This is a genomic window from Companilactobacillus huachuanensis (genome assembly GCF_005404815.1).
GTDB classification, from domain to species: Bacteria; Bacillota; Bacilli; order Lactobacillales; family Lactobacillaceae; genus Companilactobacillus; species Companilactobacillus huachuanensis.
In genome coordinates this window covers 49,734-69,036 of the sequence record NZ_BJDF01000010.1, presented here as the reverse complement: position 1 = coordinate 69,036, position 19,303 = coordinate 49,734, and the positions used below count along the sequence as shown (strand labels likewise).

General features: G+C 36.5%; 27 protein-coding genes, 2 tRNA genes and 1 other annotated feature. Of the genes, 24 read left to right on the top strand and 5 right to left on the bottom strand.

The features are described from left to right. Positions 1-27 precede the first annotated feature (27 nt). The 6 genes from rpmG to FFM71_RS07180 are packed head-to-tail and all read left to right on the top strand — an operon-like array spanning position 28 to position 3,065. A complete protein-coding gene (rpmG, locus tag FFM71_RS07205; RefSeq protein WP_137611500.1) occupies positions 28-177 on the top strand; it encodes a 50S ribosomal protein L33 in 150 nt (49 codons plus the stop codon). Between the two features lie 49 nt (positions 178-226). Further along, on the top strand, positions 227-796 hold the full coding sequence (locus FFM71_RS07200; RefSeq protein WP_137611499.1) for a 5-formyltetrahydrofolate cyclo-ligase: 570 nt from the start codon (positions 227-229) through the stop codon (positions 794-796). Continuing rightward, on the top strand, positions 780-1,457 hold the full coding sequence (locus tag FFM71_RS07195; RefSeq protein ID WP_137611498.1) for a rhomboid family intramembrane serine protease: 678 nt from the start codon (positions 780-782) through the stop codon (positions 1,455-1,457). Before FFM71_RS07200 ends, FFM71_RS07195 begins: the two co-directional genes overlap by 17 nt. Further along, complete coding sequence (locus tag FFM71_RS07190) at positions 1,450-1,686, top strand: YqgQ family protein (RefSeq protein ID WP_137611497.1); 237 nt, start codon at positions 1,450-1,452, stop codon at positions 1,684-1,686. The genes FFM71_RS07195 and FFM71_RS07190 overlap by 8 nt, the downstream gene beginning before the upstream one ends. Then, positions 1,683-2,645, top strand: coding sequence for an ROK family glucokinase (locus FFM71_RS07185; protein ID WP_137611496.1), 963 nt, complete (start codon positions 1,683-1,685; stop codon positions 2,643-2,645). Before FFM71_RS07190 ends, FFM71_RS07185 begins: the two co-directional genes overlap by 4 nt. 12 nt (positions 2,646-2,657) lie before the next feature. Next, entirely contained in the window at positions 2,658-3,065 is a 408-nt protein-coding gene (locus FFM71_RS07180; RefSeq protein WP_137611495.1) for a rhodanese-like domain-containing protein, read from the top strand. 120 nt (positions 3,066-3,185) lie between these two features. On the opposite strand, the gene FFM71_RS07175 is transcribed toward FFM71_RS07180, so the two are convergent. Further along, on the bottom strand, positions 3,186-3,380 hold the full coding sequence (locus FFM71_RS07175) for a DUF3042 family protein (RefSeq protein ID WP_137611494.1): 195 nt from the start codon (positions 3,378-3,380) through the stop codon (positions 3,186-3,188). 85 nt (positions 3,381-3,465) lie between these two features. Here FFM71_RS07175 and miaA point away from each other — a divergent pair, with 85 nt between their 5' ends. The 4 genes from miaA (at position 3,466) to FFM71_RS07160 (ending at position 7,416) form a co-directional block, all read left to right on the top strand. Continuing rightward, positions 3,466-4,389: a tRNA (adenosine(37)-N6)-dimethylallyltransferase MiaA gene (gene miaA, locus FFM71_RS07170; RefSeq protein WP_137611493.1), complete on the top strand. Its 924-nt coding sequence runs from the start codon at positions 3,466-3,468 to the stop codon at positions 4,387-4,389. Next, positions 4,382-5,632 (top strand): methionine gamma-lyase family protein, encoded by a 1,251-nt coding sequence (locus FFM71_RS07165; protein WP_137611492.1) that lies wholly within the window; start codon positions 4,382-4,384, stop codon positions 5,630-5,632. Before miaA ends, FFM71_RS07165 begins: the two co-directional genes overlap by 8 nt. Positions 5,633-6,055: 423 nt before the next feature. Further along, positions 6,056-6,187, top strand: coding sequence for a hypothetical protein (locus tag FFM71_RS13795; protein WP_263390693.1), 132 nt, complete (start codon positions 6,056-6,058; stop codon positions 6,185-6,187). Positions 6,188-6,426: 239 nt separating this feature from the next. Then, a complete protein-coding gene (locus tag FFM71_RS07160) occupies positions 6,427-7,416 on the top strand; it encodes a cation diffusion facilitator family transporter (RefSeq protein ID WP_137611491.1) in 990 nt (329 codons plus the stop codon). Positions 7,417-7,653: 237 nt separating this feature from the next. On the opposite strand, the gene FFM71_RS07155 is transcribed toward FFM71_RS07160, so the two are convergent. Beyond that, positions 7,654-7,727, bottom strand: a tRNA-Arg gene (locus tag FFM71_RS07155). A gap of 116 nt (positions 7,728-7,843) precedes the next feature. Between FFM71_RS07155 and FFM71_RS07150 the strand changes: the two genes are divergently transcribed. Next, positions 7,844-8,521 carry a type 1 glutamine amidotransferase domain-containing protein gene (locus FFM71_RS07150; RefSeq protein ID WP_137611490.1) on the top strand — a complete coding sequence of 226 codons (678 nt, stop codon included), beginning with the start codon at positions 7,844-7,846 and terminating at the stop codon, positions 8,519-8,521. Between the two features lie 45 nt (positions 8,522-8,566). Here FFM71_RS07150 and FFM71_RS07145 read toward each other — a convergent pair. From FFM71_RS07145 to FFM71_RS07140, 3 genes are all read right to left on the bottom strand, one after another. Then, a tRNA-Arg gene (locus FFM71_RS07145) sits at positions 8,567-8,640 on the bottom strand. Between the two features lie 145 nt (positions 8,641-8,785). Further along, the gene (locus FFM71_RS13790; RefSeq protein ID WP_263390692.1) at positions 8,786-8,908 is read right to left on the bottom strand and encodes a hypothetical protein; all 123 of its coding nucleotides are present in this window, start codon (positions 8,906-8,908) and stop codon (positions 8,786-8,788) included. Positions 8,909-9,120: 212 nt separating this feature from the next. Then, positions 9,121-9,306: a hypothetical protein gene (locus FFM71_RS07140; protein WP_137611489.1), complete on the bottom strand. Its 186-nt coding sequence runs from the start codon at positions 9,304-9,306 to the stop codon at positions 9,121-9,123. A 188-nt stretch (positions 9,307-9,494) separates the two neighbouring features. On the opposite strand from FFM71_RS07140, the gene FFM71_RS07135 reads away from it, so the two are divergent. From FFM71_RS07135 to FFM71_RS07075, 13 genes are all read left to right on the top strand, one after another. Further along, on the top strand, positions 9,495-10,895 hold the full coding sequence (locus tag FFM71_RS07135; protein WP_137611488.1) for a carboxylesterase family protein: 1,401 nt from the start codon (positions 9,495-9,497) through the stop codon (positions 10,893-10,895). A 143-nt stretch (positions 10,896-11,038) separates the two neighbouring features. Continuing rightward, a complete protein-coding gene (locus tag FFM71_RS07130; RefSeq protein ID WP_137611487.1) occupies positions 11,039-11,287 on the top strand; it encodes a hypothetical protein in 249 nt (82 codons plus the stop codon). Between the two features lie 520 nt (positions 11,288-11,807). Continuing rightward, positions 11,808-13,373: a glycosyltransferase family protein gene (locus FFM71_RS07125; RefSeq protein ID WP_137611486.1), complete on the top strand. Its 1,566-nt coding sequence runs from the start codon at positions 11,808-11,810 to the stop codon at positions 13,371-13,373. 44 nt (positions 13,374-13,417) lie between these two features. After that, positions 13,418-13,485: a sequence feature (ribosomal protein L21 leader region), on the top strand. A 9-nt stretch (positions 13,486-13,494) separates the two neighbouring features. Then, positions 13,495-13,806: a 50S ribosomal protein L21 gene (gene rplU / locus FFM71_RS07120; RefSeq protein ID WP_041499598.1), complete on the top strand. Its 312-nt coding sequence runs from the start codon at positions 13,495-13,497 to the stop codon at positions 13,804-13,806. Between the two features lie 2 nt (positions 13,807-13,808). Further along, positions 13,809-14,153 (top strand): ribosomal-processing cysteine protease Prp, encoded by a 345-nt coding sequence (locus tag FFM71_RS07115; RefSeq protein ID WP_137611485.1) that lies wholly within the window; start codon positions 13,809-13,811, stop codon positions 14,151-14,153. A 12-nt stretch (positions 14,154-14,165) separates the two neighbouring features. Then, positions 14,166-14,438, top strand: coding sequence for a 50S ribosomal protein L27 (rpmA, locus tag FFM71_RS07110; RefSeq protein WP_041499600.1), 273 nt, complete (start codon positions 14,166-14,168; stop codon positions 14,436-14,438). A gap of 138 nt (positions 14,439-14,576) precedes the next feature. Further along, on the top strand, positions 14,577-15,140 hold the full coding sequence (gene efp / locus FFM71_RS07105) for an elongation factor P (protein WP_137611484.1): 564 nt from the start codon (positions 14,577-14,579) through the stop codon (positions 15,138-15,140). Positions 15,141-15,163: 23 nt separating this feature from the next. Then, the gene (locus FFM71_RS07100) at positions 15,164-15,583 is read left to right on the top strand and encodes an Asp23/Gls24 family envelope stress response protein (protein ID WP_137611483.1); all 420 of its coding nucleotides are present in this window, start codon (positions 15,164-15,166) and stop codon (positions 15,581-15,583) included. Positions 15,584-15,588: 5 nt separating this feature from the next. After that, on the top strand, positions 15,589-15,993 hold the full coding sequence (nusB, locus tag FFM71_RS07095; protein ID WP_137611482.1) for a transcription antitermination factor NusB: 405 nt from the start codon (positions 15,589-15,591) through the stop codon (positions 15,991-15,993). Positions 15,994-16,031: 38 nt separating this feature from the next. Next, positions 16,032-16,880, top strand: a complete 849-nt coding sequence (locus tag FFM71_RS07090; protein ID WP_137611481.1) for a bifunctional 5,10-methylenetetrahydrofolate dehydrogenase/5,10-methenyltetrahydrofolate cyclohydrolase — start codon at positions 16,032-16,034, stop codon at positions 16,878-16,880. Next, positions 16,873-18,222 carry an exodeoxyribonuclease VII large subunit gene (gene xseA / locus FFM71_RS07085; RefSeq protein WP_137611480.1) on the top strand — a complete coding sequence of 450 codons (1,350 nt, stop codon included), beginning with the start codon at positions 16,873-16,875 and terminating at the stop codon, positions 18,220-18,222. The genes FFM71_RS07090 and xseA overlap by 8 nt, the downstream gene beginning before the upstream one ends. After that, positions 18,212-18,451 (top strand): exodeoxyribonuclease VII small subunit, encoded by a 240-nt coding sequence (locus tag FFM71_RS07080; RefSeq protein ID WP_171000504.1) that lies wholly within the window; start codon positions 18,212-18,214, stop codon positions 18,449-18,451. Before xseA ends, FFM71_RS07080 begins: the two co-directional genes overlap by 11 nt. A 2-nt stretch (positions 18,452-18,453) precedes the next feature. Then, complete coding sequence (locus tag FFM71_RS07075) at positions 18,454-19,302, top strand: polyprenyl synthetase family protein (RefSeq protein WP_137611478.1); 849 nt, start codon at positions 18,454-18,456, stop codon at positions 19,300-19,302. Position 19,303: the final 1 nt, after the last annotated feature.

Sequence of the window (19,303 nt, the reverse complement as noted above, 5' to 3'; positions counted from 1 at the left end):
TAAGTATTATGAAAGGATGTTCCCAATATGAGAGTAAACATAACAATGGAATGTACTTCATGTCACGAACGTACATATCTAACAAACAAGAGCAAACGTAACAATCATGATCGCCTTGAACTTAAGAAATATTGTCCACGCGAGCACACTGTTACATTGCATCGTGAAACAAAATAAACAACAGGTTAAAACCCCTGTTGTTTTTTTTTACTAAGGGAGTGATTAATTGGATAAGGTAAGCTTTAGAAAAAAGCAGATCGATTTGGTCAGTGAGTTTATGAAATCCGATAAGGCTCAAAAAGAAATCAATGATCTTTACATGCAATTATTCGATGATTTGGACTTTCAAAATACCCCAAGTATTGGGATTACGCTGAGTATGAATGATGAGATTCCCACGTTTCCAATTATTAATCAATGTTGGGAAATGGGTAAAGATGTTTATATTCCCAAAACTTTTGGGGATTATTCAATGAGATTCGTTCAATATACCAAAGATACCGAATTAGTTGAGAGTTCATTTGGTGTGCGAGAACCTAAAAATTATGAAAATAATGTGATGGATCCGCCTGATCTCTTGATTGTACCGGGATTGGCATACTCACACTCAAAAAATCGACTTGGCTTTGGTGCGGGTTATTTTGACCGTTATTTAGCTAAGCATCCAACGAAAACAATTTCCTTAGCATCGTCGAGACAATATTACACAGATACTCCCTGGCCGGTTTACGTGTTAGACAAGCCAATCGATAAGATTTTTGTATCAAAGGGTGATGTTAATGCAGATAATCAATAAAGAGAGCAAATCATACGTTACATGGGTCTTACTAGCGGTGACAATTGGTGTTTTCATTGTTGAGTCACTGGTTGGTGGGTCACAAAATTATCAAACGTTGCTATTGATGGGAGCCAAAACTAATAATTTAGTTCAGGCTGGCCAATGGTGGCGCTTGATCACGCCAATATTTTTACACATTGGTATCTTTCATATTTTTATGAATGGGTTTACACTGTTATATGTTGGTCAAATCTTAGAGCCAATGGTCGGACATTGGCGATTTTTCGTGATTTATATGTTAAGTGGTATTATGGGTAATCTTGCGAGTTTTGCCTTTGGTGCTAATAATGTTATTTCAGCTGGTGCTAGTACGTCTCTCTTCGGCATGTTTGCTGCCTTTCTAGCATTAGGCTTAATTTATCGCGAGAACCGATTTTTGAGAGAACTTGGCAAAAGCTTTTTGGGTCTAATCGCAGTTAACCTGTTGATGGATCTAACTATGTCCGGTATCGATATTTGGGGTCACATTGGTGGCGCTGTTGGTGGGTTGCTCCTCGGATATGCTTTGGGATTGCCTAAAATCAGTCGTCCAAAAATGATCTTTCGCATACTGGCAATTTTGGTAGCTGTTGCTATCTCTTATTATATGTATGCAAAGGGTATGATAGTTTATGGATAATATGAGCTTTAGAACCCTCTATGATGTACAACAGCTTTTGAAACGCTATGGAACTTTTGTGCACGTTGGCAAAAGAATCTGGGATATCGAATTGATGTCAAGCGAAATCAGGCGGTTGTATGAAGGTGGATTAATCGACAAACAGACTTTTATTCGTGTTCAATTGGTCTTAAAACGTGAGCACAGGTTAGAAGAGAAAAAACAAGAAGAAAAGGACAGATCAAAGTGACAGACAAAAAGTTAATCGGTGTTGACCTTGGTGGTACAACAATTAAATTTGCTATTCTTACTGATAAAGGTGAGATCCAACAAAAGTGGAGTATTGAAACAAATATTCTATCTGATGGACAAATGATCATCCCTGATATCATTGATTCAATCAATCATCATATCAAGATGTATGACATGAATCCTGACCAATTCGATGGTATTGGACTAGGTTCACCTGGTACGATCAACCATGAAGATGGAACAATCAAAGGTGCTTACAACCTTAACTGGACTGACGAAGTTTATCCAGTGCGTGATATTCAAAAGGGTACAGGTCTTCCTGTAACAATTGAAAATGACGCTAACGTTGCAGCTCTTGGTGAAAGATGGCAAGGTGCGGGTAACAACGCTAATGATGTTGTCTTTGTAACCTTAGGTACTGGTGTTGGTGGTGGTATCATCGCTAATGGTAATTTAATTCAAGGTGCTAATGGTGCTGCCGGAGAAATTGGTCACGTTACAGTTGATCCTAATGGCTTCATGTGTACTTGTGGTAAGAGAGGTTGTTTGGAAACAATCGCTTCAGCTACTGGTATCGTTCGTGTTGCTAGAGATCGTGCTGGAGAATACGCTGGTAAATCAGAATTAAAGGCTATGCTTGATGATGGTCAAGATATTTCAGCTAAGGATGTTTTTGATTTAGCTAAAAAAGATGATGACCTAGCAATGATCGTAGCAGATTATGTTTGTGATTCACTTGGATTTGTCCTCGGTAACATTGCTAACACATTGAACCCTAAGTACATCATTATCGGTGGTGGAGTTTCAGCTGCTGGTGAATTCCTTCGTGCAAAGGTTGACAAAGCTATGCGTGCCAATGAATTTGCTACAATTAAGGATGCAACTGAACTAAGATTAGCTAGTTTGGGTAATGGTGCCGGTGTTATTGGTGCTGCTTCATTGATTAAAGTTGATTAGGAGTTTTTGTTAATGCAAGTTTTGAATGTGATTTTATATATTATTGTAATCGGATTTTTGGTCTACTGGGTTGGCTCATGGCTATACTTTTGGTTAAAAGGTAGAAGTATGGGTGGTTCTATGGACCAAAAGACGTTTGAGGAAACAATGAGAAAAGCTCAAATTGTTGATTTAAGAGAAAAAAATGCATTCGATGCCAAACATATTTTGGGTGCCAGAAGTCTTCCATATACACAGCTCAAGTACAATGAGGGTGAATTAAGACCAGATCTTCCAGTTTACCTATATGGGGATAACAAAAATATGTGTGTCCGTGCCGCTCTTAAGTTACAAAAGAAGTGGGGCTTTACTGACGTTAAGTGGTTAGAAGATCGTTTTGCTGATTGGGAAGGCAAGACTAAGAAAACTACTAAAATCTAAAAAAATGCTGTGCAGAGGTTAATCTGACACAGCATTTTTTAGTTTGTTTAAGAGAGTGGCATAATTAAGAAGAATAAAAAAGAACCAATAGAAGAAAATCTATCAGTTCCACATTAATTGTTATCCTTGATGTGCTTGAAGGCTCTTGCGGTTAGCACGTCTGCGGTTAGCTTCGATGCGATCGTTTTCAATATTTTCGGGTTCGATAACCTTTTTCTTGAATGCGTGTAAAGCACCGTAAACTGCTGTAGCTGTTGTTAGTGAACCAACAAGGAAGCCTTTAACAAAGCGAAGATGTTTTTGCTTTTTTGCCATAATAATATTCCTCCTGTCTTTAATTCTCATTATGGCGTATTTCGTTTAAAATATCTATAAAAGACTGTCTAAGAGAGGTATTTTTTTGATAAAAGTTGTTGCGATAGTAGGACCGACCGCTGTTGGAAAGAGTGCGCTTGGTTTGAAATTAGCTAAAAAATTAAATGGTGAGATTATTTCCGGAGATTCGATGCAAATTTATCGTAATCTTGATATAGGGACCGCCAAAGATTCGCCAGAGGAACTAATCAAAGTTCCACATCACTTGGTCAATATTTGTGATGCTGATCAACGTTATACAGTTAAGGATTTTCAGTCTAGAGCCAAAACCATTATTACTAATTTATCAGCAAAAAATAAGTTGCCATTAGTTGTTGGTGGAACTGGTTTTTATTTGAGTTCGTTAATTAATAATTTGAACCTTGGTGGTAAAAAAGATGATAACGAATATCGTCAAGAATTAGTTGAGCTTGAAAATTCGGGCCAAATCGATAAGTTGCAAGCAATTTTGAAGGATGAAGATCCTTTAGCTTTTCAGCAGATTGATCTTGAAAATTCACGACGGCTTATTAGAGCTATTGAGGTTATGCGTTCCACTGGTAAATCAATTACTGAACAAAATAATGGTCAAAAGTGGGCAGATTTTTATTTGGTCGGCCTGACGGATGAACGTCCTAAACTATATCAACGAATTAATGACCGCGTGGATAAGATGGTACAGATGGGCTTGTTAGACGAGGCCAAGTATGTTTATGACAATCGCGACAATTTACCTCAGGCAAAGAATGGAATCGGCTACAAGGAGTTATTTCCATATTTTGAAGGGAAAGCAAGTTTGGAAAGTTGTCTTGAGGAAATTAAAAAGAATTCCCGTCACTTTGCCAAACGTCAATTTACATATTTCCGTAATCAAATGGATGTTGATTGGTATAATATTAGTGATGATAAAAATTATCAAATCGATATTGAATCCAATATCCTTAAATTTCTAGGAGGCAAAGATGACTAAGTGGAATGCAGCATTTCCAGATAAATTGAAGGAATTAATTAAAGAAACAGACCAAATGATTGCACCAAAGTTGGCTGAAATTGATGAACAAGTTTTGGAGAACCAAAATAAGGTTCTAGAGGCTTTTCGTAAGGAGAGTATCGATGAGTCAAGCTTGCTAGGAACAACCGGTTATGGGGATGACGATCGCGGTCGTGATCAATTAGAGGCTGTCTATGCGGATGTTTTTAAGACTGAGGCCGCATTAGTTAGACCACAGTTTGTTTCAGGCACGCATACATTGGCAACAGCTCTATTTGGATTACTACGTCCCGGAGACAATCTTTTGTATGTTACCGGTGAACCTTACGACACGATGCAAGAAGTTATCGGTGTAGCCGGTAATAAAAAAGGATCACTGATCGATTATAAAATTGGTTTTGATTTCGTCAAGATGGCTGGAGATCAAGTTGACTTTGACTTAATGAAACAAAAAATCAAGGAACAGCAACCTAAAGTGATTGCAATCCAAAGATCTCGTGGTTACTCAACTAGAAAGAGTTTAACTGTTAAAGAGATTGCTGAAATCATCAAGCAAGTTAAGACTGTATCCGACGCAATTATTTTTGTTGATAATTGTTATGGTGAATTTTCTGAGGAGATAGAACCGACTGAAGTTGGAGCTGATCTGATGGCTGGATCATTGATCAAGAATGCTGGTGGTGGCTTAGCCAAAGTTGGTGGTTATATTGTTGGTAAGAAGGATTTAGTTGAATTGGCAAGCTATCGATTAACAGCGCCTGGTATTGGTGCTTCTGAAGGTGCGACAATTGATCGTCAATCAGAAATGTTCCAAGGCTTTTTCCTAGCTCCAAGAGTGACAGGGAATGCCATTAAAGGAGCAATTTTTGAGGCAGCTATCTTTGAAAAACTTGGTTTGAATGTTTCACCTAAGTGGGATGATGACCGAACAGATTTGATTCAAACAATTGAATTTGGCGATCCAGATAAGATGGTTCAATTTGCTAAAATGGTTCAACAATTCTCACCAATTGATTCCGATGTTTCACCAATTCCTAGTGAAATGTCTGGGTACGAGGATAAAGTTGTTATGGCAGCCGGAACATTCGTTTCGGGAGCAAGTATTGAGTTCTCTTGTGACGGACCAATGCGAGCACCATATACTATTTATATTCAAGGTGGCCTAACTTTCGAACACGTTAAGATCGCCATTTCAAATGCATGTAAAGAATTATTCTTCTAAAGTCTGGCCAAATGGTCAGATTTTTTTGTTTCATGAAACAATTCTGGATAGTAAATGCTTTTAAATGCCCTAAATGCGAACAATTCAGTTCTTATTAAGTACCTTTTCAAGAATATTATCATTTTTTTCTGAACAATTAATGGATTTTCTGGAAGCTAATTTGATGCCAAAACTTTTGTTACATTATTACGGTTTAATTACAAAGTGCCGTTTTGTGGGATTAAATTTGACATCTTTTAGGTTGGTCTAAATTATTGACAATTAGTACCTATTTCACGTCTTAGACATATTTTTTGGGAAACGTCATGTGATTGATTACGAACAATTTTAATGACAAAAAATAAAATAGTTTGTTTATTTCTATTGATTTTATTAAAAATGCGTGTATGATTAGGAAACATAAATAAATTGGAGGTAAGCAATATGAGATATAAAGTGACTTTGGACACAAAGCACCAATTGTTTACCGTATTTGATAAGAAAAACACTAGGGTTTCTGCATGCGGTAAGTCAATTGAAGAAGCTATGAACAAGTTGTTGAAGATGGTCGCCTAGTAATAATTCGTTATCATTTATTAACAGAAATGTAATTCAAAATACAGTTACTTTACGTATTGTTGAATTTGTAGAATTCTGACTTATGAGATGATATATTGAATGAGCAACGAGAGTTGCAGTTTTCTATCCTCAACGATAAGAAAAGAAAGCTCTTTCCAATTGGAAAGGGCTTTTTTTGGCATTAATCATTAAAAAATTGCTAAAATAGATTTTGTTTAATCTAAAGAGGCTTGGTTATGGAAGAACAATCAGCACATCGTCAAGAGGAACAAAGAATTTGGAAGAAGATGCAAAAAGAGGAATTACAACGACTTCACAGTGCTCAACATCATCTTTGGTTCAATGTCTTAGCATATTTACTAATTTCTATTATCGAGTATTATTTGGCCATTGTAGGGCATTCACAGACGTTACGAGCGGATGCTTTGAATAACTTAGCAGGTATTATTTCAGCAGTTTTGTTACTGATTGGGATTTTCATCGCTCGTGATATGGGTGATGACGACTTCATGGGACAGCCCTTGCCGGATGATCCAACCAAAAGTGGGCAAAAATTACAGTTGTCGAGATTTCATTATGAGACTGTTTTTACTTTGATTACTGGAATTATCATGATTGGGATTTCCCTAAATGTTATGTACACCGGACTTTTGAGTTTACTTGGTAAGACAAAAATGGATGTTCCTAATCCTATCACATTGGTTGGTGCTGGAATCGCCACAATAATCATGTTAGTTGTCTGGTGGTTCAATCGAAATGGTGGACGTAAACTACAAAATGCAGCTTTGACAGCTGCCGCTCAAGATAGTTTGAGTGATGCATTGACAAGTGCAGCAACTTTCATTGCAATCAGTGGAGCGCTCTTATTTAAAATCGTTTGGCTTGATGGAGTTGCCAGTATTGCGGTTGGTATTTTTATTTTAATTTCAGGGATTAAAATTTTCCGTGAGAGCAGCTTGAACTTAGCGGATTACTTTGATCCTAAAGTTGAAGAACAGTTTAAGTTGGCAATTGAAAAATATCCTGAAGTGATGCGAGTTGTTGATTTGAAAGCCACTTACAATGGTAATATGGTGACGCTGGATGTAACCATTGCAGTTGATGCTCATATGGAAGTGAAGGATAGCTATCGTTTGGGAGAACACATTGAGTCTCAAATGAGACGTCAGTTTGGAATTGTGGATACTGACGTTATGGCAGTTCCTGAAATGATGGATCATGAATAAAAATAGGTTTTGTCCAAATCTTGTCCAACTAAAGGTTGAAAGGTAAAAAATTAATCTAACCATTATTATTACAGTCTTAGAGCTAATTTATTTAAATAGCTCTCAGCTATGTAAACGGCATACTTAACTAAACTTTCAACCTTTAGTTGTCCAATTTAAATCCAAAGAAAAAGCCCTTATAAACGTTAGTTTAAAAGGGTTTTTTCTTTGAATATTTCTTTTTATGAAATACAATTATGTCACAGGTGAGATTCGAACTCACGACCTACGGTTTAGAAGACCGTTGCTCTATCCAACTGAGCCACTGTGACATCACTCGTACTATTATAGAGAAAAGTTATAAAAGTTGCAACGACAAAATGGAAAAATATTTTAATCTTTTTATTTTATGATAGATATACGTTTCTATCAAAGAGGAGAAAAGCAAATGAAGAAGATTCTGGTTGTTGAAACTAATAAAACACAATATGGTTACTATCCAGAAGCTACCGGACTTTGGTTGGGTGAGACAACTGAGTTTGTTGAAATTGTGCAAAATGCTGGATTCTCAGTTGATTACGTTAGTCCAAAAGGTGGCTTTGTACCAATTGACCCACGTAGTTTTAAATATGCGACCCCAGATGATCTAAAAATGTATCGTGAGCAAAGTTTTCAAGATCGTGCTTTGGCTAATACAATTAGTCCCAATGAAATTGATCCAAGGGACTATCAGGCAATTTATTATACTGGCGGTCATGGAGTTATGTGGGATTTTCCATATAATGAAAAACTACACCAAATAAGTCTGCAAATTTATCAAAATGATGGTTTTTTAACTTCAGTCTGTCATGGAATTTCGGGTCTATTATACATTAAGGATGAGCAGGGACAGTATCTAATTCGGCATAAGCACATTACCGGATTTACCAATGCTGAGGAACAATTGAGCGGTAAGAAAAAGTATGTGCCGTTTTTGAATGAAGAAGTTGCCAAACTCCATGGGGCAATCTTTTCGAAACAGCGTGCTTATTCTGAGTATGCTTTGGTAGATGGGCAATTTATTACTGGTCAAAATCCATTTTCGGCAGCTGCAGTAGGAAAACTTTTGGTTAAAAAATTACAATAAAAAAGCCGTTAGACGATAAACTCTAACGACTTTTTTTAACTGATATGTCACAGGTGAGATTCGAACTCACGACCTACGGTTTAGAAGACCGTTGCTCTATCCAACTGAGCCACTGTGACCTCATTCGTATTATTATAGAGAAAGATATCAGTTGATGTCAATGTAAAAATTGATAATTATTAAAAATTATCTTAATTAATGGCAAAATAAAAGGCCCACTTATAAAAAGTGAACCGACCCTAATTAATAATTTACTGAATGACATCATTTATTGAAGATAAAGGCCTTATTTTCGCCCTCTAATTCGGCCAAAACTTCTCTATCTTGTGTGGAAGTTTCAGTTTTTTCGGTATTTAATAATGATTCGATTAATTTTAGGAATTTCATAATCTTCATCTCCGAAATAACAGGCAGCTTTTAATGTCATCAGAATCTGGACAGAACACTTATCAGATAAGGTTTCCTAACTTCTTATCTATGTCTAAAGTATATCAGAAATATTACATTTGACATAAACAAATGACTTATTTCAGTAAAAAAAAATTAATTTTGCAAATGTAAATGTTTACATATTTTAATTTTGATTTAAATTTATTTATTTAGGGTTCAACCAATTCTTTACGACGATTTTCAATAATATCTTGTAGCTCCTCTAAGTCGTCGAGCGTAGATTTTTTTCTAATAAAACTTCTGGCTGAAGAGCGCATGGCGATATAGTTTGCTCTCTCGCGGTGATTCTTGTGCCATTTTTCATTGGCACGTTTTTGTGCATCTGTTAAGACCATATATTTCTCTCCCTTAAAAACATGTCTTTGAAATTATATACAATGTTATTTTAGTAGACAAGGAAAATTATTAATAAATTTCAATTAGTTTGTTTTAAAAATGGTTACACGAAATTCTTGTACATTGATATTATTAGTTTAAAATATTAACTAAATTGATATTTTGTTCATTGGGGGCCTATTTTTAAATGAAGAAGATAATGAAAACAACTACAGGTACTTACCATGGTGTGATGGATCACAGCCACGTCGACTTTTTAGGTGTTCCATTTGGTTACGGTCGCCGTTTCAAAAGAGCTGAAGAATTTTCTATGGCAAAATTTGGGACAAACGAAGTTAATAAAATGCATTATGCAGTCCATCCAAGCGTCCAACCAATGCAAGATGCTGCGCTTAATCAAGATGATAAAATTAGTTTTGGTGAAAATTGTTTGAACCTGGATATTTGTACCCCTGATGTAGAGGGAAAATTTCCAATTGTAATTGAATTTTATGGCGGTGGATTTCTGCATGGGGGCAATTACAGTAAACAAATGTCTTGGCTTGATCATGAGTCAGTTGTTCATGTCGTACCCAATTATCGTTTAGGACTATTTGGCTGGGGAGTTATTGATGGTGGCGATACTAATGTTGGACTATCAGATCAGCTAATGGCGATTCAGTGGGTGATGGATAACGCGCAAAGTTTTGGCGGTGATGTTAAAAATATCACCTTAGCTGGACTTTCCGCTGGGGCAAAGTCAATTGCGTCATTGATGGCATCTAACTCAATGATTCTTGACCGTGTTCAAAAAATCATGTTATTTTCTGGTGGTGTTCAAGCAATTCGTGATTTGGAAACAGCCCAAAAAGTTTCTGAAAAAATTTGTCAAATAAATAACATTAAGTCATCCAAAGATTTATTCAACTTGACGGATGATGGATTACAACTAGTTCAAAAAAGAGCAGTTGATCAACATATTGCTACGAATTGGTTCGGACCGGTTATAGATAATGATTTAATATCTGATAATTGGCCTGAGAAATTGAGTCAGCGTTTGGAGAGAACTCATTTTAAAAGCATTATTTCGGCTGGAGACAACGAATTAGAAGGTTACAAAGATATGAGCATCAGTCGTTTGGAAAATGATGTCTTGATTGATCTTTTCGGTAAAAATAATGAAATTTTAAAACAAGAGCTTTTACCTGATCAATATTCAAAGAATGATTTTGTTCAAATGCTCGGGACGGCAATGTATTGCTTACCAGCCAGAAGACTTGCAGGTTTGTTAGCTAAAGTTCCTGAGGCTGAAATTTATTGCAATTTAGCAACAGTTTTTGATGGGCAACACGGTGGTGTGATTCGTTATTTGAATACACCGGCGGCAGAGTTGAATATTGATTACCGAAAGAATCAACAATACTTGCTTAATTTACTATTGGAGTTTGTAATCAGTGGTAAACCATACGAAGAGGAAATTAAGTACGAATGGCCATTGTTTGATGATGATCGATTAGTAATGGAACTTGATTCTGATGATTTGAAGAGTATTTCAGTTATAAATTATCGTTATTCTGGGGATTTACCATGGCAATCATATAAACTATAAAAAAATAAATGCCTAAGTATTAGTATTTTTGGCATGCCAATAAAAATATATCTTGCAAAGAAAATAATTTAAATTTACAATGATTTCGAAGTGCGTAAAGTTTAAGCGTTATTTATAATGCTTGGGATTTTAGAGGTGGAGATTTGAATAGAAAGTTTTCGTTTATTATTACAATTGCTTTCATTTTGGTGGATGTAGTTGCTGCGTTTATGACACAACAAGCAATTATTAGTAATTTAATGGGGATTTTGATTGGTATTGGCTTAATTATTGGCTTAGTATTGATTACAAGAGTTTTCAAGAAGTGGAATTTGAAACGTGGCAAACTTGTTGTTGCCGCAGTTTTCTTCTTTCTAGTTCTGGGACGATTGGTTATGACTACCTTAGCGTAGTAAAAAAATTTGAATATTATCAAAGGATTGTGTGAGAACTAGTATGCACAATCCTTTTTTTAGTATAATTAGCTAGAGGTTGAAGGTTTGATGTAGCATGCCGTTTCCAGAGCTGAGAGTATTCATTTGCTGCGCGGAACGGCCCGAGCCTGAGAAGCGGTCTCGAACCTCGGTTGAAGCCTCGCAAAACCAGCGAGTCTTCAACGCGCCCGGTGGTGTAATTGCTGAAGCAATAACGCCACTTTCACTGCGAATGAATACTCTCAGCTCTTCCAACTAGTTTATTTTTTTATAGTGGAACAGTAAAATAAAGACTTCTGTGTATTTAAATAAATTAATTCTAAGCCTGTAATAATAATGGTTAGATTAATTTTTCACCCATCACTCTTCAGTTAATTAGATTTTGATGGGATGCCGGAGGAGGTCGCGAGGTTCAGAGTCTGCTTTGGAATCAGTTCAATCCTAGCAATCTCTGCCTGTATATTTAATTGAACTTTTAGTAAACAAAGGAGTTTTACCCGTGTCAAATCGTTCATGGAAAAGAATTATCTTAGGTTTTATTTTTTTGATATTTAGTATTTTTTATACCGTAATTTTTTATCGTCAAGCAAATTTTGGCGATACAATGATTTTTAACATTGCGCATCTGAAAAGTTTGGAAAATATTTTTATTTCACCAATTAACTTCAATTATTGGAATCACTCGGGAAGTCAGATTAATATTTTTAGTCCTTGGCTTACTTTATTGCCGGGGTGGTTGTTGATTAATTTTAATGTTTTTTGGGGGTTTGGCATTTACTTTACTTGTATGACATTTCTAACTTTTATCAGTGCTTATTATTACATGAATAAATTTTCACACGATATTTTTGAGGCAATTTTATTTTCTGTAATTTATACGTTTTCTTTTGATCGATTTAACTTGGTATTTCAGAATCAAAGAATTGAAAATTATCTTGTGATGATTTTTTTGCCGATGGTTTATTACGGAGCGTACTTGTTTTTCAAGAATCAGAGTTGGCAAACGTTAGTCTGGGGTATGACTTTGGTCGTTTGGACATCACCTTATGTGGCACTGGTTGTTTTCATGACTATTTTGCCAATTTATATTTTGATGATTTTTACCAAATTGGCGCATCACTGGCAGTATTGGACTAAATTAGGTCTCAATTCACTGGTCGCATTAGGAATGACTATTTTGACTACGGTTGGTTTTATCGGACCTTTGATCAAGCAACAGTGGTCACAGAAATTACAACAGGATCCAGTTAAGAATATTGATTATATTAAATGGTTCGAGCGACTTAATTTTTCGGTAATGCAACAGTATCTCTTATTGAGTATCGGAATATTAGTAGCCTTGTTAATCTTAATGATTTTTCTGCAAAGCCGTTTCAGCTATAAAGTTTTGATTCTTGAAATGATTCCTATGATAATTATCTTATTCAATAAGTGGGATGTCAGTGGGTTAGATGTTAGTCGGCTAATTATGGCTTTACAGAGTGTTTTGAATTTGTTCTTGATGATTGTTGTTTGTCGAACGGTTATTCTGATTTTTCAAGAGTTTCCAGGAATTTTTAAGTGGTTATTATTGTTAGCAACTATGGCCGGGAGTATCTTCCTGATTTATTCACAGAGTATTTCACTGAATCCTAAGCAAACATTTGTTGATGATCCGCAGGTCAATTATGAAAAATTTGTAGTGGATTATCATGACACTGCAAGTCACGGGCAGAATCAATTTTTGGTCAACAATCGTAAAACGTCAGTTTCTTTCTATACCAAAGACAACGATTACTGGGTGCAATACTATGATCCGGCCTCAGCAACGTTGGATTTACCAGTTCAAAACTATTCAGGTTATGAGATTCAGTTAAATAATGAAAATATTAAGATACATGAATCCAAGCGTAAGACAATCAGTTTACGAACCCAACCTGGAAAGAATATTATAGAAATTCATACTCGCTATGACTGGGTTGGAATCGTTTCATTATTGCTAAATCTGTTGGGATTTATTTTATTGAGTTATTTTTCATTAAAGAATGTTCGATGGAAAATGAAAAAAATTACCGAGAATAGTTGAAAAAGCAAGTGAAATTTGCTATATTTTATAAGTTGCAATCACTATTGCATCTACAACCGCTCAAAATCAGGTTTAAGCTTAGTGCACCTGATTGGCGAGTCTTAGAAGGGAGTGTACGCTTATGTACGCAATTATTAAAACTGGTGGTAAGCAATATAAAGTTGAAGAAAATGCTTCAATTTATGTTGAAAAGCTTGATGTCAAAGAAGGGGACGCAGTTACATTTGATGATGTAATTTTAGTTTCTGACGGAGACGATATTAAGATTGGTAGCCCAGTAGTTGAAGGCGCTAGTGTTTCTGGTAAGGTTGAAAAACAAGGTAAGGAAAAGAAAGTTGTTACTTACAAGTACAAACCTAAGAAGCATTCACACAAAAAGACAGGTCACCGTCAACCATATACAAAGGTACTTATCGATAGTATCAAGGCTTAATCATGATTAGAGCTAGTTTTCACCAGAATTCTGATCAGACGATTGATTCTTTTTTAATTAAAGGACATGCTGACTCAGGACCTTATGGTCAAGATTTAGTTTGTGCTGCTGTTTCAGCGGTAACAATTGGAACAATCAATAATCTGGAGAAACTCACTGGGGCAAGTCCTCAGGTAGTCATGGATGAAGTAAACGGTGGGCATCTCGGATGCCAATTTGACAAAGCGATATCACACGATACTGCCTTGTTATTGGATAACCTGTTTTGGATCCTTAAGGATATCGAAGGCAGTTATTCCAAAAACATTGAAGTTCAAGTACAAAAAAATAAGATAGATCTTGATTAGGAGGTAAACTTCATGCTTAAGATGAATTTACAATTTTTCTCTCACCATAAAGGTGGTGGATCAACAAGTAACGGCCGTAACTCTGCAGGTCGTAGATTAGGTGCTAAGCGTGCTGATGGCCAAGCTATCACAGCTGGCTCAATTATTTACAGACAACGTGGTACAAAGATTCACCCTGGTACAAACGTTGGTCGCGGTGGAGACGACACATTGTTCGCTCTTACTGACGGCGTTGTTAAGTTCGAAAGACTTGGCAAAGACAAGAGAAAAGTTTCAGTATATTAATATATTGATATGAAAGAGGACAATGTTCCTCTTTTTTTTATATAATAAGCTTGGGTTATTGCCATTGACACGTAAATATTGGTAAGATAATGTATAGTGTTTTATCGGCAAAATCTGTATGAATCAAGGGAGAGTAAAATGTCTATTTCAGTAAATGAATTTAAAAATGGTTTAACAATCGAAGTTAAGGACAGTATTTGGCGTGTTATCGAGTTCCAACATGTTAAGCCCGGTAAAGGTAGTGCCTTTGTTCGTTCAAAGTTAAAGAACTTGAGAACTGGTGCTGTTCAAGAAATGACTTTCAGATCAACTGCTAAAGTTGAGAAAGCTACTATTGAAAATAAAAAGATGCAATATCTATATGCCGATGGTGCAAACCACGTGTTCATGGATACTACAACTTACGAACAACTAACTATTCCAGCTGAACAGATTCAAAACCAATTGAAGTATTTGAAGGAAAACATGGAAGTTACTATTATGATGTATAATGGTGAGACTCTTGGTGTTGACGTTCCAAATACAGTTGATCTTAAAGTTGTCGCTACTGAAGCTTCAATTAAGGGTGATACTCAATCTGGTGGTTCAAAACCAGCTACAATGGAAACTGGATTAGTAGTACAAGTACCATTCTTTGTTAACGAAGATGATATGTTAACTATTAATACACAAGATGGTACTTACATTTCACGTGCTAATTAATAACTGATTATGGAGATAAGTTTATGGCTGAACAAAAATATGTTTCTCTACAACAAGATAGTGGAAAAATAAACGGTAATGTTGAAATATCACATCAAGTTATTGAGATCCTTCTAGGGATTGCTACAAACCAAGTTGATGGTGTCTACGAAATGCGTGGAACTATTTCAAGTCGAATCGATTCACTCTTCGGCCGTATCAACCATGGTAAAGGCGTTGATGTGTCATTTGATGAGGATAAAATATCCGCTAATGTTTATGTATATCTAGAATATGGCGTATCGATTCCTAAGGTTTCCTTGGAGATCCAAAAATCAGCCATTGAACAACTTGAATTCATGACCGATTTAGACTTGAGTGAAATTAACGTGCATGTTGTAGGATTAATCGCTAAGAAAGAATCTGGCGAAATAGAACGTGTAACAACTGATAAAAAGGAATAAAACTAGTGATAAGTAGACATAAAATCAGAGAACTCGCAGTTCAATCACTATTTTCCATCGAAACCACTCAGGACACTCCAGAAGCTGCAATCGCATCTACCATGCAATTATGCGATTTAACCGATGAAATTGTTCCTGATTATTTAACATTCTTAGTGTCTGGCACGGTCGAACATCAAGCTGAACTTGATGAAAAGATTGCTGCTCATCTAAAGAATAAGTGGACAGTTCAAAGACTGTCTCGTATTGATCGTGCAATTTTGCGCGCTGGTTTATTTGAAATGGAAAACAGTTTAGAAGTTCCAAAGAAAGTTGCAATCGATGAAGCTATCGAAATTGCTGGTGACTTTGGCGACAAGGACTCAAAGTCCTTCGTTAATGGTATTTTATCTAATTTTGTAGAAGGATAAAGGCTGGTAAATTTACCAGCCTTTTTATGGTGATTAGTATGAAATTATTAGAAGGTAAGAAAGTAGCGGCGGCTTTAGATGATACAATGGCACAACGTGTAGCCGACTTAAAGAAAAAAGGCGTGACTCCTGGATTAGCAGTCATCTTAGTTGGTGACAACAGTGCTAGTTCTGTTTACGTTCGCAACAAGAAACGTCGGGCTGAAAAACTGGGTATTAACTTTCAATTGATTCATTTTGAGGAGTCTGTTTCTGAAAAGGAATTGTTGGAAAAAATCGATGAATTGAATCATGACCAAACTGTTGATGGGTTCATCGTTCAATTGCCAGTTCCAGATCATATTGATGAAGATAAAGTTATCGAGGCAATTGATCCTAGAAAAGATGTGGATGGTTTTACACCAATCAGTGTCGGTAATCTTTGGATCGGCACACCGTTAACTAAACCGGCTACTGCTTCTGGTATTTTGATGATGTTGGATCACTACGATGTTGACCTTGATGGCAAGAACGTTGTCATTGTCGGTCGCAGCAATATTGTTGGAAAGCCGACTGCCGCTTTAATGTTGGATCGTAATGCCACTGTAACGATTACGCATTCTCATACTAAGAACCTTAAAGAAATAACAAGTAAGGCTGATGTGCTGGTTGTAGCCATTGGAAAAGCTAAATTCATTACTCAAGATTACGTTAAAGACCAGGCTATTGTGATTGATGTCGGAATGGACCGAGACGAGTTCGGCAAGCTCTGTGGTGACGTTGATTTTGAGGATGTGAAGAATAAAGCCGCCATGATGACGCCAGTTCCTGGTGGTGTTGGTCCAATGACAATCACTGCTCTTGTGGATCAAGTGATTGAATTAGCCGAAGGCAGGGCAAATGGATAATGATAAATATTTAACAGTTACCGCTTTGAGCCAATATTTGAAGAGAAAATTTGACGTGGACCCTTATTTGGGCCACGTTTATTTGATGGGGGAGATTTCGAACTTTCGGATGCGTCCTAAGGCTCATCAATATTTTTCTTTGAAGGATGATAAGGCAAAAATTTCGGCAATTATGTTTCGAAGTAGTTTTGAAAAGGTTAAATTTCAACCTGAAGAAGGAATGCAAGTTCTTGTCCAGGGGCGGATTTCACTGTATGAACCAAGTGGATCATATCAAATTTATATTGATTCAATGGAACCAGCTGGTTTAGGAGCATTATATTTGGCTTTTGAGCAGTTGAAAAAGAAATTGGCTCAAAAGGGTGTATTTGATTTACCTAAGAAACCGATTCCCCAATTTCCTAAGCGAATTGCTGTAGTGACTAGTCAATCTGGTGCGGTTATTCATGATATTATGACGACAGTTAGTCGACGTTATCCAATCGTCCAGTTAGTTTTATATCCGGCACAAGTTCAAGGTGATGAGGCTGCGGCAACGATTGTTCGTCAAATTAAGCGAATCAATGAAGCAGGTAATTTTGATACGATCATCATCGGTCGTGGTGGTGGTTCTATTGAGGACTTATGGCCTTTTAACGAAGAAATCGTGGCGGATGCTATAGTTGAAAGCCAGATACCAGTTATCAGTTCAGTTGGTCATGAAACTGACACAACGATTGCCGATTTAGTAGCTGACTTACGTGCGGCGACGCCGACAGCTGCTGCCGAATTAGCGACCCCAGTTTTGAATGATGTTTTGACACACTTACAAGATCTCCATACGAGACTTTACAGTGCTCAGAATAATATCATAGGTAATGAGCGTCGAAAGGTAGAAACATTGTCTCAGAACGTCTTTTTACAGCATCCTGAGCGAATCTACGAAGTTTATCTACAGAAGGTCGACTATCTAAAAGATAAATTGCAGCAGAATACTAATAATATTCTTAGTCGTTCAAAAAATACTTTGGTTCAAGATGCAAATAGATTAGTTCAAGTATCTCCGCGTGAGCAAATTTATAGTTATGGCAACCAAGTTAATCGCAATTATCAAATTTTAATCAATAATGTTAACAAAATAATCAGTAAAAACCGTAATATCTTTAGTAGCCAAGTTGCAGCACTTGATTCATTAAGCCCATTGAAGACTTTGAGTCGTGGTTATGCAATTCCGACCGGCAAAAATGGCAAGGTTTTACGAGATGTTAATGACTATCAGGTTGGCGATTCTGTTGATTTGAAGGTCAAAGATGGGACTGTCAAGTTAACAACCAAAGAAGTAAGCGAGGATAATAATGGCTGAAAAGAAAACATTTGAAGAAAATTTAGCTGATCTAGAGGCAATCGTTTCCAACCTCGAATCTGGTAATGTTCCACTGGAAGAGGCCATGGAGAAGTTCAAAACGGGTGTTGCTTTGAGTAAAGAACTCGAAAAGACATTGAGCGATGCTGAAGCAACTGTAACCAAGATCATGACTAAAGATGGTCAAGAGATCAACATTAAAAATGATCAAGATGAAAGTAAGGATTAGTTATGGAAATTAAAAATTTTCAAGAGTTCTGTGAACAAGTTTTACCTGACTTCAATAAATTTTTAAATGACAAATTAAATTCTGAAATCAAACAAACGACTTTGCGTGATGCGATGCTCTATTCGTTAGATGCTGGTGGCAAGCGGGTTCGTCCGATGCTTTTCTTAGCTGTTGTTTATTCTTGTGGAGTTAAACTTGAGGACTTGCCTGCCTACTTTGATTTAGCTGGTGCGATTGAGTTAGTTCATACATATTCACTGATTCATGATGATCTGCCAGAAATGGATGATAGTGATTATCGCCGTGGAAAGTTGGCTAATCACAAAGAATTTGGCGTTGGTCCAGCTGTTTTAGCAGGTGATGGGTTACTGACTCAAGCTTTTTACTGGATTGCTAAGTCGAGTCTTAGTACTGATAAACGGATGGCGGCTGTCAGAATCTTGGCTCATAATGCTGGTCCCATGGGGATGGTTGCTGGTCAAATGACTGATATCACCATGGAAGATAAGCATTTAACAGAGGACGAGTTGACAACCTTGCATAAACAAAAAACCGCTGATTTAATTACAGCGGCAGTAACGATTGGTGCATTTTCTGCAGGTCACGAATTATCAAAAAATCTGGTACAATATGCTAATGATATCGGTTTGGCTTTTCAGCTCAAGGATGATTTAAATGATGCTGATGATGGCGAAGATGCTGATAAAAATACTTTCCCAAACTTGATTGGAAAAGAAGCTACTGCAGCTAAATTAAAGGATCTTGTAAAAGATGCACTGAATGCAGTTTTAAAGGAAACAGAATTCGATAAAAACTTATTGGTAAGCTTTTTGGATTATTTTAAAGAATAGG